Source organism: Corynebacterium lujinxingii (assembly GCF_014490555.1).
Classification (GTDB): domain Bacteria; phylum Actinomycetota; class Actinomycetes; order Mycobacteriales; family Mycobacteriaceae; genus Corynebacterium; species Corynebacterium lujinxingii.
This window is the reverse complement of sequence record NZ_CP061032.1, coordinates 2,138,439-2,151,430: the sequence shown is the minus strand read 5'-3', so window position 1 is coordinate 2,151,430 and position 12,992 is coordinate 2,138,439. Positions and strand designations below refer to the sequence as shown.

The following is a 12,992-nucleotide window of genomic DNA, read 5'->3' as shown; positions in this document are numbered from 1 at the left end:
GGGCAACGTGAATCATGCAAGGACGTCAACGATTGGAACTTTCCATTAATGGGGAACTGCCAACTAATGTTCTTAGAAACCCTGGTCAGCGCGCTTTCTTCTCTTATTGTGATCTATGCCACATAGCAACAGTGGCACCATGCACCACAGCGCGAACAGTGCGACGCCCGTCCAAGGCCAGCCCCTCACGCGCGCTTGCGTATCGACGACCTCACCATCCGCCCGCACCACAACCCCGACGCCCAACTCGCGCAGGCGTTGCGGATCGTCGACGGCGGCCTGCGCCGCGGTCCAGCGCAGCGACGGCGGATCCACCGCCACGCCGTCGACCGTGAGCGCCCCGGATTCCACGACGTTGAAGGCTTTGGGGGCGGGGTCGACGGTGGGGTGGTCGCCGATAAGCACAAGCGTGGGGCGAGATTCGAACAGCACGTCGCGGCCCTGGTGGTGAATGGCGGGCACCTCGACGGTGGTGGGGGTGAGCGCCGCGACGGCGACCGGGGCGTCGGGGACCTGGAGCAGCGCGAAGGTCAGCGCGGCCAGTGCGCGGCGGGGATCGAGGGCGCCGGCGGCAGCGACGAAGGCGGGGATGGCGAGGATGAGCCACTTGTGACCGTCGCGAAGCAGGCCCGCGCCGGGCACGTGCGCGACCACCGGCCCGAGCAGACCCGCCCAGGACAACAGCGCGATCAGAAAACCCAGGCCGGCAAGCGCGAGCCAGCGGCGGGGAACCTCGCGCCACGTGAGGGCGAGCAGGGCAAACAGTGCGATGCCGAACAGGGCGAAGCCGACTGTGCGGGAGCCGGGCACGGCGTGGGCGTTCCAGATCCCGCCCAGGCCCGCGAGCGCGCCGAGGGTGCCGGTGAAGGCTTCGGCGCGCGGGGCGAAGAGGTCGGCGGACGCGGCCGAGGAGGTGCCGCCGGCGCCGGCGAAGATCCCGGCGACAACCCACGGCAGGCAGGTGATCACGGAGATTACGGGGCTGCGAGCCACGCATGCCGCGGCGATCGCGCCGGTGGGGGTAAGCGAGGCGAGCCAGTGTGCTAGGCCGGATGCAGGGTGGAGCCGCAACGCGACCAGGGGCAGCAGCCACGCGGCGGCGGCGAGCGACCACTGGCCCTGCAGGAGGCGCTCGACAACAAACGGGTTCCACACCGCAACCGTCATCGCCGCCGCCTTGCCCAGCGGGGAGCGGCCCAGGCGGTGCCCGGCCCAGGCGGCGCAGGCGGCCGCGGCCACCATGAACACGCGCAGGAACAGCACTGGGTGGGGCAGGATGCCCAGCAGCGCGTCCTGCGGAACATTGCGGGCGGGCAGATCACCCCAGCCGAGCGAGGCGCGGGTGAGCGCCATCTGGTCGAAGACCATCATGTCGCGCAGCGCGAACGCCTCGCCGGGGACAAGAAATGGCCAGGTCAGCGCAAGGACGAGCGCCGCGCCGTAGGCGGGCGCCCACCACTGGTTAACGGCGGCGCGCATAGGCCACCAGCCCGACGATGAACGCCACGGCCGCGATGAACCGCGTCAGCACCGCCATCACCTGCAGGCCGCGCAGCCAGGCGATATCGTTTCGGGCGGCGTTGACGGCGGCGGTTTTGGTGTCGTCGGCAAGCACCCACTGCTCGGGTGGGCAGTCCCATACCTCGTCGAGGATGCGGCCGGTGCGGCGTTCGGCGTCGACGGTGCGCGTGCAGCCGTCGGAAAGCGTGGCGGCGTATTTGTAGGTCTCCAGGCCGCGCACGTTGCCGGGGCCGAGGTAATCGAGGGCGGCGTCGTTGCCGGTGGTGGGGTCGTGCAGCGGGTAAGTGCGACGCTCCGGGTTGTACGGGATGAGTGGGCCGAGGCCGGCGCGGCCTCTCGTGGGAAACGCGGTGGAGGGGTCGATGAGGAAGGAGTCGACTTCCTCGCCGTCGACCTCGACGCGGGCCCGCATCGCCTTCGGTGCTTCGGTGAGCGTTACGGTGCGGGAGCGCTCGCCGCTGAAGTGCATCGTGTAGTCGCCGGGGACAAGAGTGCGCTGCTTCGCGATCACGATCGGCGAGGCGATATTGAGTACTGCGCAGACAACAATGACGCCCAGGCAGGCGGCGAGACGGCGACGCAGATTCACCCGACTTACCCTACCGGGCCGCTAGACTTTGCCCATCGTGAATCCGAGACCAGCCATCCTTCCCGAGCTCGACGGCCTGCGCGCCGTCGCCGCCTACGGGATCGTGGCCACCCACGTCGCGTTCCAAACCGGGGCCGGTTCGGCGGTACTCGAGCGCTTCGACTACTTCGTCGCCGTGTTCTTCGCGCTCTCGGCGTTCCTGCTCGCGCGCGGCGGATTACGCGACGGCTACTACTCGCGCCGCGTCGCACGCCTCGTACCCGCGTACGTGGTGTGCGTTGCAGTGGTGCTGCTCGCGCTGCCGCCGCTCGCGGGCGTAAACGCAAGCCAGGTTGTGGCGAACTTCCTGTTAGTGCAGGTCTACGTGCCGCACGCGCTTATCGACGGCCTCACGCAGATGTGGTCCCTGTGCATCGAAGCCGCCTTCTACCTGGTGCTGCCGCTGTACCTGAGGCTTACCGCGCGGGGGCGGCGCATCGCCCTGGCGGTGTCGGTGGCGCTCGGGCTGGCCTGGCCGTGGGCGGTGTCGGGCATCGCGGATCCGGCGGTGGTGAATCTGCAGATCTGGCCGCCGTCGTACGCGCCGTGGTTCGCCGTCGGGCTTGTGCTCGCCGAGCTGGAGCGCGCCGGGGTGCGATACGCTGGCCCGCGCTGGCCGTTTCCCCTCCTAGCGCTGCCGGTCGCGTGGATCGCCGGTGTCATCGGCCCGCGGGGGCTCGCTCACCCGGACCCGCTCGAGTTCAACGTGCGGGTGCTGCTCGGTGCGGTGTTCGCTGCCCTCATCGTCGCGCCCTTTGCGCTGGGGCAGCGTGTGGCGGGGACGTGGTTGTCGTCGTCACGCATGCGCACCTTGGGGCACTGGTCCTACTCGGTGTTTTTGTGGCACATGGCGGTGCTGTACTTCGTGTTCCCGGTACTCGGCGTGGATATGTTCAGTGGGCACTTCGTGGTCGTGTACGCGGCCACCGCGCTGGCCAGCACGGCTGTGGCGTACGTGTCCTACGAGTTGGTGGAGGTGCCCGGCGCGCGATTGGTCAGGCAGGCCACGGCGAAGCACGCGGCGAAGACACAAAACAGCGACCACCCCGCGTAGTTCGCCGCCGGCCATGGCGCACGCGCGAGCACGAGCCCGGCCACGGTCATCGACGCGGCGGCGAGGTGTGGCATCGGTAGGACGGTGAAGCGTCGGACTAGCCACGCGAGCGCGACCGCGACCAGGCCGGGCAGGGGTGCTGCGGCGATTACAGCCACCCCGGAAAGCCAGTTCGCGCCGGGCGGCGGGGTGAATCGCTCGAAGCGGCGCCAGGGCGCCCACAGGCAAAACACTACGACGAGCAGGCTGAACGCCCCGCCGAGGAGGAGCGAGTACCGGTAGGAGTTATCGCCTGCAAACGTCATCTCGAACTGCCCGGTGGCGCCGTCGGGGACGCGGAAGGCCTGGGCGCCGGCGTCGACACGCACAGGCTCCAGCGGGGTGCCGCCGAGGGTGCCACGCAGGCCCTCGTTGTACGCGCGGGTGGTCAGGATGAGCCGGTCGCCATCTGCGTCGGGCAGCGGCGCGCGCGAGAGCATCACGGTTTCGGCGCGGGTGAACAGTTCGTGGGTGCCGGCCTCGAGGAACACGCGGCCGACGTGGCGCTCGCCGTCGATGGTGGCGGGCTGCGACAGTTCCCACTCGCTGTCCACGGCGGTGGTGAAGCGGCGCTGGATCACGCTGGTGGCGGGGAAGCGGCGCTGGAAAAAGTAGCGGTCCGCGGTGCCGTTGACCTCCACGATGCGGCGCACGCCGGCGTCAAGTTCACGGATGCCTACCGGTTCGGTCAGGCGCAGGATTGCGGCGTCGCCGCGGGTGAGCCGCCGCGGCTGGTCTTTGACCAGGGTGACGCTGCGGCAGTGGTCGTTGCGGTCGCACAGCCGCACCGTGGTGTCGGCGGTGGCGGTCACGGTGACCGTATCTGCTTGCGAGTCGAACTCGATCCACGCGTCGTTATCGCCCGGCGCGGGCCACCACGCGGTCTCTGCCAGCCCGTCGAAGGCGGCAGTGAGCGAGTTCGCCGGTACCGGACCACCGAACGCGCCAGCGTCCGCGCGTGACGACGACGCCCGCGCCATCCCCTCCTCGCGCACGCCTACCCGCGTGCCGGCGGACGGGTAATCCTTCACCCGGTTGCGCACGGTGGTGTCCTCCCACTCGCCGGCCAGGGTGCCGGACTGGCCGCTGATGGTGCCGTAGTTGCGAACTGACAACGCTGGAGTGTCGGTGACGATGTCGGCGTTCCCGCTGGTCAGCGTTGCCGGAAAGTAGCCGAGTTCGCGCCACAACAGAGCCAGAACCTCGCCGCCGCCGTCGACGGCAATGGGGGCGCGGTCGGTGTCTATCACATCCGCCTCCGGGTCGAGCAGGTGGATATCCACGTCGCCGAAACTCGCGTCCGGCTCGCCCAGGCTCGGCGTGGGCGGCTGGTGCTCGAGGTCGCGGCGCACCACTACCGCGCCCACGCCGATGGAGCGCAGCGCTTGCGTATCGACGACCCCCGTCTGCCCGTCCAACCCGCGAATCGCCTCCGGATCCACAAGGGGCACAGCATCCCGGAACGCGAAGCGGGTGCTGGTCAGCGCCTGGATCGGCTCGTCGCGGGTCCAGCCCCAGTCTTGGCGCGCAAACTGCGTGGGCGGCACTACCAGGGTGCGCGTGCCCGCGGCGTGCTCCTCCAGCCACTGCCCGGCCGCCAGCCAATCCGGGGAGACCTCGGTCCAGGTGCCCTCCGGCAGCAAGCGCAGCGACCACGCGGGTGCCACCGCCACCGCGGCGGCAAGGGTCACGCCGACGATCTGCGGGCGGCGCACCGTTGATGCCACAAACCCCACCCCGAGCACGAGTGGCAGGCGCACCAGCGGATCGAATTTGTGGAGGTTGCGCAACGGGGCGAGGGTGTCGTCGTAAAGCGAGGCGATGCTCGCCGACGTCCCGAGAATGACAAACCCGACGGCGAAAATGGTGAGTAGCGGCCCGCGCCACGGCATGTCGCGCCGGGCGAGGCCGGCGAGCCCCACGGCAGCGACCAGGCAGGTGGCGATGATGAACGCGGGTTCGGCGACCAAAAGGTGACCGGCGGCGCGCTCGGTGTCCACGAACGGCGTCCAGGAGGTGGTGCCGCGCAAGATCTCCACCGGGTTGAGCCATGCGGTGGTCACGTGTGCGGACTCGATGAAGTCCGTAAACGGCGGGGAGTACCGGCCGAGCACGAGCAGTGGCCCGATCCACCACGCTGAGACGGCCATCGCTCCGGCGGCGAACAGCGCCGCCTGCTTCAACGCGCGCCGCGCAAGCAGCAGCACGAACGCCGGCAGACACGCGGCGACGGTGGCGGTTGCGTTGACCGCGCCCATGCATGCCACCGCCACCAGCGCGGGTGCGACCTGGGGCCTTTTAGACACCAACGGCACGAGTGTCCACGGCACGAGCGCGACCGGCCACGCCTCCGACGAGATTGCGGTGAGCGTGGTCAAAATCCTCGGGCTTAGCGCGTACAAGATCGCCGCGAGGACCGGTGGCCACGTGCCCCGGATCCCGATGCGACGCGCAAGCACCAGCGTGCCCGAGTACGCCAGGCACAGCAGCAACGACCACCACGCGCGCTGGGCGAGCCAATCCGGTGCCCAATCGAGAAGCAGGAAAAACGCGCCTTGCGGGAAGAGGTACCCGTACGCCTGGTTCTGCACCTGGCCGAGCGGGAACTCGTCGGTAAACGCGTGGGTGGCGCGGGTAAGAAACCGCAGCGGATCAGCGACAAGGTCGAACTTCGTGTCCGCCGCGACCCGCCCGGGCGGCTGCGCGAGCGTGAGCAGAATCAGCGCGAGCCAACCGAGCACATGCGCGCGTGACGACGAGCGCACGCCGGCCTACTTCCGCGAGCCGTACTCCGGCCCGCCGAGCACCGCGTCGTCGGCGGCGACGGCAGTATCCTCCGGCACCGTCGACTGGCCCGACGCCGCCGCGATGCCGAGCACCCCGACCACGCCGAGGACGATGCCGACAACGGCGCTGGCCACCACGGGCGAGGCAGCGTGTTGACGCAGCGGCTCGGGCAGCAGGTTCACGCGATGGGACATGTCGGGTAAGGCTACCAGTGGCGAGTACAGTAATGGCGTTTCCACACACGATGAAGGGGTCTGTGCAATGCGGGTTCGAGCCACAGCGGCTGCCACTGTGCTGCTTATGTGCGCCGGCCTTGCCGCCTGCGCCCCGGAGGAAACACCGGCGCCGGAGACCGAAGTGGTGACGGTGACCTCGACGGAGGGGCAGCCGGGGCAGGGGTTCGTCGATAAGCAAGCAGCTCCCCAGGTGCTCAGCCCGGCGCAACAGCGCGTGCCGGAGGACCTGCGGGCGCGTGTGGCGTCGCTGATGGTCGTCGGCGTGTCCAACTACGACCAGGCGCGGTTCGCGCTCGACCAGGGCGCCGGCGGGCTGATCATTCCGAGCTGGGCGGACCCGAAGTTGCTCACGGAACCGGGCCGCAACATCAACGCGTTGCGCGAGCAGTACGACCGGCCGTTTTCCGTTTCCATCGACTTCGAGGGCGGCCGCGTGCAGCGCCACACTGGGGTGTTCGGCGAGTTCATGTCGCCGCGCGCGCTCGCTGGCACCCCGCCGGAGGTCATCCGCGGCACCGGCTGGGACATCGGCCGGGCGCTGCGCGAGCACGGGGTGAACGTGGACTACGCGCCGCTGCTTGACCTGGATGTGACCAACCTGGACATCGTCGGCGACCGCTCATTCAACGGCGATCCGGCCGAGGTCGTGCGAGTGGCGTCGCTGTTTTCGCAGGGGCTTATCGACGCCAACATCACCCCCACCTTCAAACACTTCCCGGGCCACGGCCGCGCCTCGGGAGATACCCACCTGCAACTTGCGGTCACCCCGCCGCTGCACGAGATGCGCGAGCTGGACATGCGTCCCTACGGTCCGCTGCTGTCGAAGTACCCGCGCGCCAGCGTGATGATGGGCCACATGATCGTGCCGGGCCTTGGTCCCGACGGCGTGCCGAGTTCCATGAACCCGGAGGCCTACCGCATCCTACGCGAGGGCGACTACCCCGGCGGCGTGCCGTTCAACGGCGTGGTGGTCACCGACGACCTGTCCGGCATGCGCGGCATCTTGGACTACGCGCCCACCCGCGACGCCGTCGCCCGCGCCATCGGATCCGGCGCCGACCAGGCGTTATGGTCCTCCGGCAAGGACCTGCCCGCGATCATCGACCACATCGTGTGGTGCGTGCACAACGGCTACATCCCCGAAGAGCGCGTCACCGAAGCCGCCACCCGCGTACAGCAAATGCTTATCGACGACAGCCTCTAGGCAGCTCTTTCAAAGATCTCCATTACCCTGGTTTGGGTGACTACGGTGAACGCAACCTCGCATAGAGCGGGCAGTTCCGGCCGCGGCGGCAAGATCGCACTCGGCGTGCTGCTCGGCATCGTCGCGATCGCACTCGCGCTCTACCTCGCCGACCTGGCGATGCACCGCGGCAACGTGCCGCGTGGCACCACCGTCGGCGGCGTGAACATCGGGGCGATGAAACCCGACGAGGCGCGCGAGAAGCTCGAAAGCGAACTCGGCGGCATCGCCGACGAGCCAGTCGAGGTCCGCGCAGGCGACAAGGCCGCGACGTTCGTGCCCGCCAAGTCCGGCCTGGGCATCGATTGGCAGGGCACCGTAGACGCCGCCGGCGTCGAAACCGCCAACCCGATCTCGCGCCTGCGCGGCCTGTTCACCACCCGCGAAGTCGACGTCGTTCCGCGTATCGATGAGCCCGCCCTGAAACGGCAACTTGACCGCTTGACCGACGAACTGCACGTCGACCCCACCGACGGCACCATCAGCGTCAAGGCAGGCAAGGCCGAGACCACCGACCCGGTCAGCGGCCAGAAGGTCGACCGCGCAACGCTTCACGACGAAACCACCACCGGCTGGCTCAACCCCGACGGCATCGACATCGAACCGATCGAGATCCCGCCTGCGATTGATAGCGCCGTCATCACCGCCGCCATGGACGGCCCCGTGCGCGCAGCCCTGAACGGCCCGCTGACCGTCAACGGCCGCGAGGACCACACCGCCGCCATCCCCGAGGATCGCCTTGGCGAGGTGGTCAGCTTCCCCAACGAGGACGGCAAAATCACGCCGCGCGTGAACACCGAGGCCGCCCAGGGCATCCTCGGCGAGCAACTCGCGGACAGCGAGGTCGAAACCCAAAACGCCCGCGTGCTCGCCGGCGGTGGGGTAGAGCCGTCCGTTGACGGCACCATCGTCGACTGGGAAAAGACCATGGCCGGCTTCAACGACCGTTTGCTCGGCGACAAACCCCGCACCTGGGACGCCGAATACAAGGAGGTCCCCGCCGAGTTCACCACCGACGACGCCAACAACGCCACCTTCGACGAGGTCGTCGGCTCGTTTACGACCGGCGGCTACTCCGGCGCCTCCGGTACCAACATCGCGATCGTGGCGGGCACGGTCAACGGTGCCATTGTGAACCCGGGCGAGACGTTCTCCCTCAACGGGTTTACCGGCCCCCGCGGCACCGCCCAGGGCTACGTCGAATCCGGCATCATCCTCAACGGTCGCGCGGACACCGCCGTCGGCGGTGGCATCTCCCAGTTCGCGACCACCTTGTACAACGCGGCCTACTTCGCCGGCATGACCGACGTTGCGCACACCCCGCACTCGTACTACATCTCCCGCTACCCGGCCGGCCGTGAAGCCACCGTGTACGAAGGCGCTATCGACTTGCAGTTCCGCAACGACAGCCCGTACCCGGTGCGTATCGCCACCAACGTCGGCGGCGGTCAAGTCACCGTCAGCCTCATGGGGGTCAACACCGTGAACGTCGAATCCATCAACGGTGGTCGCTGGGCCCAGACCAGCCCGCAGCCGGTCTACGTCTCCGGGGCGAACTGCTCGCCCTCCGGTGGCGCCCCGGGCTTTACCACCTCGGACACCCGCATCATCTACGACCTCGCCGGCAACGAGATCAACCGCGAGACCCAGACCACGGTCTACGATCCGCAGCCGATCGTGCGGTGCGGGTAGGGCGCCGCGGTTTCGTGTCCCATTTCCGCAAATGTCGATAGTCCGATGACAATAGTTCCTGGGTGGAAGGTTTTCGTCGGTGCGGGGTGTCGTCGTCAAGTAATGCACTGACATGGGAGTATGCCCATCGAACTATCGTCATCGAGGTTCGCGCTTGACAGTAGACCGCTTGGTCTATTAGTGTGCGTTGTGGATCAAGAAGTTCGACGGTAAAGGCCCCCGGCTCGTCGGCAAGCAACCGCGCATATCGCGCACGGTGCTCCCGGGGGAAGATCCGCCGGCACGCGCAACCGCCGTGCCGGAAGACGCGATTTCCGAGGAGCATTTATGTCCACCCGCACCTGCACGTACCACGAATGCGACCGCCGCACCGCAGGCCACAACGACCACTACATCCCGGTGCTGCGCGCCATGAACCAGAAGTACGGCTGGTTCCCGATCGAGATCCTCGAGCAAGACGGCACCAAACTGACCTTCAGCTTCCGCTCACCGCTTGGCGACGAAACCCGCACCGCCTACAACCACAACCCCGAACTTCTCGCCCAGGCGCAGCAGTTCAACCCTGACTGGAACATCCTGCGGTTTAAGCGCGATGGCGGAACGGCGTACCGCGCAATCCTGCTGTCGCGAAAGCCGCTGGCGCCCTGCACGACAGCGGCGTAAAAATTGGGAATTGGTTTGTCACTTTTTGTTGTCCGCCACACGAGGACGTAAGCGCGCTCGGTCAGCGAGTATTCGCTGGTCGATCATCTTCATAGTTGCGACCAACTCCGCGTCGGCTTCAGCTAGCTCAGCTGCCTGCCGGCCGGAGTTGTAAAGGTCGTAGCGTTCTTTGGCTAAGCGGTTAGCCTCCTCGCGGGTGACCCTCCCTCGGTCTTCAAGCGGCTGGAAGCCGTTGAACTCGATGAACGCATCGGTCTTCTCCAGCCACTCCGCCATGTGAATCGGGCTGCGCATTTGCGCTTGTAACTCCGCGTAGTCCAAGAACTGGGAGACCAAGAGGTTGAGCGTAGTGAGCTCCGGGTGGGTGAGGTAGTTTTTCGCCGTTGTCACATCCCCTTTTCGGACAACTTCTCCTTTGAAAGTGGAAAGACCGAGATTGTCGGCCGCCGGGTCACATCGTGTCGCGATGATTTCTGAAGACGTTTGGCCCGTAATCGCGTAGTGCAGTTTGTCCTGGATGGCGCTGTAAATTCCACGCGTTCGTGGGCTATCTTTGTCGTAATCGGCTGCGAGTGCGACGATGTCTCGCAGCTTGAGGTACAAACGTGCTTCTGAAGATCGGATGTCGCGGATCCGCTCCAAAAGTTCATCGAAATAGTCCGTGCCGCGGGGATCTTTGAGCTTTTCGTCGTTGAGTGCGAAGCCCTTTACCAGGTATTCCTGGAGTACTTCGCTTGCCCATCGCCGGAATTGGTTGCCTCGCGGCCCCTTTACCCGGTAGCCGACGGCGATAATCGCGTCAAGGTTGTAGTGAAGTAGTGTCCGGTGAACGTCACGGTCCCCTTCAGAACGAACTGTTTGAATTTCTTTAATAGTTCGGTCCCTGCTCAACTCGCCTTCGGCGTAAATGTTCTTCAGGTGAGTGCTTACAGTAGCCGTGGTTACATCGAAGAGCACGGCAATTTCCGCTTGAGTCATCCAAGCCGAGCCGTCGACGACTCGCAGATGTACTTCCGTTAAGCCGTCTTGGGTTTTGTAAACAACAAACTCGCCAAGTTTTGAAGATTTTAAGTTAAGTGGTTGCTCACCCATTATTCTCCATCCCCCGATGTCTTGGAGCCGGCGACGAGAATCGAACTCGCACTCTCAGCTTGGGAAGCTGATGTTCTACCACTAAACTACGCCGGCAGCTTTTATGACTTTAGCACCGCCTAGTCGAGGCCCAAAAACGGGAAGTACACTCTCAAGGCGTGCTGCTTTCAGATCACGACATTCGCGAATCCATCGACTCCGGCCACCTCAGGATCGACCCGTTCGACCCCGCCATGGTGCAGCCGAGCTCGGTCGACGTGCGCCTGGATAAGTTCTTCCGCGTTTTCAACAACTCGAAGTACACGCACATCGACCCGAAGCTGGAAATGCCGGATCTGACCAGTCTCGTCGAGGTGGAGGACGACGACGGCTTCGTCCTGCACCCCGGCGAGTTCGTCCTCGCCTCCACACTGGAGTGCTTCACCCTGCCCGCCGATCTTGCCGGCCGCCTTGAGGGCAAGTCCTCGCTCGGTCGACTCGGGCTGTTGACCCACTCCACCGCAGGCTTTATCGACCCGGGCTTCTCCGGGCACATCACGCTGGAACTGTCCAACGTGGCAAACCTGCCGATCACGCTGTGGCCCGGAATGAAGGTCGGCCAGCTCGCGCTGTTCAATATGACCTCGCCGGCGGACACCCCCTATGGCTCGGGCGCGCTCGGCTCGAAGTACCAGGGGCAGCGCGGCCCGACGCCGTCGAAGGCGTACCTGAACTTTCAGTAGCTCAGCTCAGCTTTCTGATAAACGTAGGTATTCACGGCCTCGGGCGGTGAGCTCGAGTGTGAGCGGGCGCTTCGAAGCTGATTGGATAAGTCCCTCCGCTTCCAGCTTTTCAGCTACGGGCCGGATCGTGTTCCAAGACCGCCCTATTGCTGAAACTGCCTCTTTGAGGGGGAAGGGTAGATCCGGGCTGAATAGATATGCTTGCGCAGCCAAGTAGAGCAAGTCGCGTTCGTACTCGTCGCGGTCTATTGAAGATAGGATTTCTTGCAGACTATGTAACTGGAAATGTTTTTGATCCAGTGATTCCTCCAAGTCGCGCTGGGCATCGATCAGCATCTCAAGCATGGCTTTGAGGAAGATCGTCGCCTCTCCGTAGTTCATCGCGTTCTCTGTATCCAAGAAAGCGTCGTAATACTTCTTTCTCTGGAGTGAGAACTGGTGGGAGAGAGACATCGAGGTTGGTGGAGAAAGAACCTCGAGAGCTTTGAATGCGAGTAAGAAACGTCCCATACGACCGTTGCCGTCGTAAAACGGGTGGGTGTACTCGAACATGAAGTGACCTATCAGCGCGTTGATGAGGACATGGGTTTCATCTCTTTGGGTCTGTAAGAACGTTTGGATGCGGTCTTCAATGTCGTCTTCGCCAAGGGGGGCTTTATGGACCCCCTTCATGCCGTCGTGAATTTCTACGGGCCCTGATCGGAACAGCTGTCCATCGGGACGATCTTCCTCAACGATTTCGTCTGCGAGCAACCTGTCGTATTCGGCACGCAGGGATGTGGGGGTCGTTGGAAACTCTGGTCGCGCATGAGGGTTGAGTAGCGATTCGTAAAACGCAACCATTTCGCGGAACCGCTTGTGTGGTCCAGTTGAAGGACGGGTCAGCGCTTCTGCAATTTCTTTACGGGTCGAATGCACGCCCTCGATTTGGTTCGTGGCTTTAATTTCCTCGATGAGAAGGCCTGTCAGGTAGTGGCTACCGGCCACGCCTGGAAGCGTGGACCACTTGTGGGAAATCCGGAGCTCTGCGCGCCAGACGTCCTCCAGGAGTGACTGAATCTCCGCAGTGAGTACCACGAAGAGATCGTGGTTGCCCACTGTGAAGTTCCAATGCAGTGCAGCTGGCGACGTAAACCTGGCGGCGTATTCAGCTTCGGCAGCCTGCCTGCCGTCTCGGGATTTGTGAAACACCGTCTTTAGGTTCTTGTAGTTGCCCACTATTGGACTTCCTTTGCGGGTCAGAATGTTCAATTCTGAAATTCTAGCCGGATCTCCACTTGATTATTTTGCAGAAAACGTCGAGCTTGAAAAATAG

Annotated in this window: 11 protein-coding genes, 1 tRNA gene and 1 riboswitch; of the genes, 5 read left to right on the top strand and 7 right to left on the bottom strand. The window is 65.1% G+C overall.

The genetic code is table 11. The features are described 5' to 3' along the window. Window positions 1–72: 72 nt before the first annotated feature. Window positions 73–1,479 carry a hypothetical protein gene (locus IAU68_RS10540; RefSeq protein WP_171193837.1) on the bottom strand — a complete coding sequence of 469 codons (1,407 nt, stop codon included), beginning with the start codon at window positions 1,477–1,479 and terminating at the stop codon, window positions 73–75. Further along, window positions 1,463–2,110, bottom strand: coding sequence for a porin PorA family protein (locus tag IAU68_RS10535; RefSeq protein ID WP_171193836.1), 648 nt, complete (start codon window positions 2,108–2,110; stop codon window positions 1,463–1,465). The genes IAU68_RS10540 and IAU68_RS10535 overlap by 17 nt, the downstream gene beginning before the upstream one ends. Before the next feature lie 37 nt (window positions 2,111–2,147). On the opposite strand from IAU68_RS10535, the gene IAU68_RS10530 reads away from it, so the two are divergent. Further along, window positions 2,148–3,203: an acyltransferase family protein gene (locus tag IAU68_RS10530; protein WP_231699031.1), complete on the top strand. Its 1,056-nt coding sequence runs from the start codon at window positions 2,148–2,150 to the stop codon at window positions 3,201–3,203. Here the strand turns inward: IAU68_RS10530 and IAU68_RS10525 are convergent. Together IAU68_RS10525 and IAU68_RS10520 are read right to left on the bottom strand one after the other, a co-directional pair. Beyond that, on the bottom strand, window positions 3,110–6,007 hold the full coding sequence (locus IAU68_RS10525; protein ID WP_231699030.1) for an alpha-(1->3)-arabinofuranosyltransferase domain-containing protein: 2,898 nt from the start codon (window positions 6,005–6,007) through the stop codon (window positions 3,110–3,112). The genes IAU68_RS10530 and IAU68_RS10525 overlap by 94 nt on opposite strands. A gap of 6 nt (window positions 6,008–6,013) precedes the next feature. Then, window positions 6,014–6,223 carry a DUF2613 domain-containing protein gene (locus IAU68_RS10520; protein ID WP_171193835.1) on the bottom strand — a complete coding sequence of 70 codons (210 nt, stop codon included), beginning with the start codon at window positions 6,221–6,223 and terminating at the stop codon, window positions 6,014–6,016. A 67-nt stretch (window positions 6,224–6,290) separates the two neighbouring features. On the opposite strand from IAU68_RS10520, the gene IAU68_RS10515 reads away from it, so the two are divergent. The 3 genes from IAU68_RS10515 (at window position 6,291) to IAU68_RS10505 (ending at window position 9,863) form a co-directional block, all read left to right on the top strand. After that, window positions 6,291–7,469, top strand: coding sequence for a glycoside hydrolase family 3 N-terminal domain-containing protein (locus IAU68_RS10515; protein ID WP_231699029.1), 1,179 nt, complete (start codon window positions 6,291–6,293; stop codon window positions 7,467–7,469). Window positions 7,470–7,505: 36 nt separating this feature from the next. Next, window positions 7,506–9,200, top strand: coding sequence for a VanW family protein (locus IAU68_RS10510; protein ID WP_413228099.1), 1,695 nt, complete (start codon window positions 7,506–7,508; stop codon window positions 9,198–9,200). Window positions 9,201–9,392: 192 nt separating this feature from the next. Beyond that, window positions 9,393–9,513, top strand: a riboswitch (SAM riboswitch). A 14-nt stretch (window positions 9,514–9,527) separates the two neighbouring features. Then, entirely contained in the window at window positions 9,528–9,863 is a 336-nt protein-coding gene (locus tag IAU68_RS10505; RefSeq protein WP_171193834.1) for a hypothetical protein, read from the top strand. Between the two features lie 18 nt (window positions 9,864–9,881). On the opposite strand, the gene rhuM is transcribed toward IAU68_RS10505, so the two are convergent. Continuing rightward, entirely contained in the window at window positions 9,882–10,955 is a 1,074-nt protein-coding gene (gene rhuM / locus IAU68_RS10500) for a RhuM family protein (RefSeq protein WP_171193833.1), read from the bottom strand. A 22-nt stretch (window positions 10,956–10,977) separates the two neighbouring features. After that, window positions 10,978–11,051, bottom strand: a tRNA-Gly gene (locus IAU68_RS10495). Window positions 11,052–11,113: 62 nt separating this feature from the next. Here IAU68_RS10495 and dcd point away from each other — a divergent pair. After that, the gene (gene dcd / locus IAU68_RS10490; protein WP_171193832.1) at window positions 11,114–11,677 is read left to right on the top strand and encodes a dCTP deaminase; all 564 of its coding nucleotides are present in this window, start codon (window positions 11,114–11,116) and stop codon (window positions 11,675–11,677) included. A 6-nt stretch (window positions 11,678–11,683) separates the two neighbouring features. Here the strand turns inward: dcd and IAU68_RS10485 are convergent, their stop codons facing one another. Beyond that, the gene (locus tag IAU68_RS10485) at window positions 11,684–12,928 is read right to left on the bottom strand and encodes a Fic family protein (RefSeq protein ID WP_171193831.1); all 1,245 of its coding nucleotides are present in this window, start codon (window positions 12,926–12,928) and stop codon (window positions 11,684–11,686) included. Window positions 12,929–12,992: the final 64 nt, after the last annotated feature.

Bases quoted from the DNA above. Each gene is read 5' to 3' on its own strand.
- IAU68_RS10520 (WP_171193835.1), bottom strand. From the start codon at position 6,223: ATGTCCCATCGCGTGAACCTGCTGCCCGAGCCGCTGCGTCAACACGCT.
- IAU68_RS10515 (WP_231699029.1), top strand. From the start codon at position 6,291: ATGCGGGTTCGAGCCACAGCGGCTGCCACTGTGCTGCTTATGTGCGCC.
- IAU68_RS10540 (WP_171193837.1), bottom strand. From the start codon at position 1,479: ATGCGCGCCGCCGTTAACCAGTGGTGGGCGCCCGCCTACGGCGCGGCG.
- rhuM (WP_171193833.1), bottom strand. From the start codon at position 10,955: ATGGGTGAGCAACCACTTAACTTAAAATCTTCAAAACTTGGCGAGTTT.
- IAU68_RS10505 (WP_171193834.1), top strand. From the start codon at position 9,528: ATGTCCACCCGCACCTGCACGTACCACGAATGCGACCGCCGCACCGCA.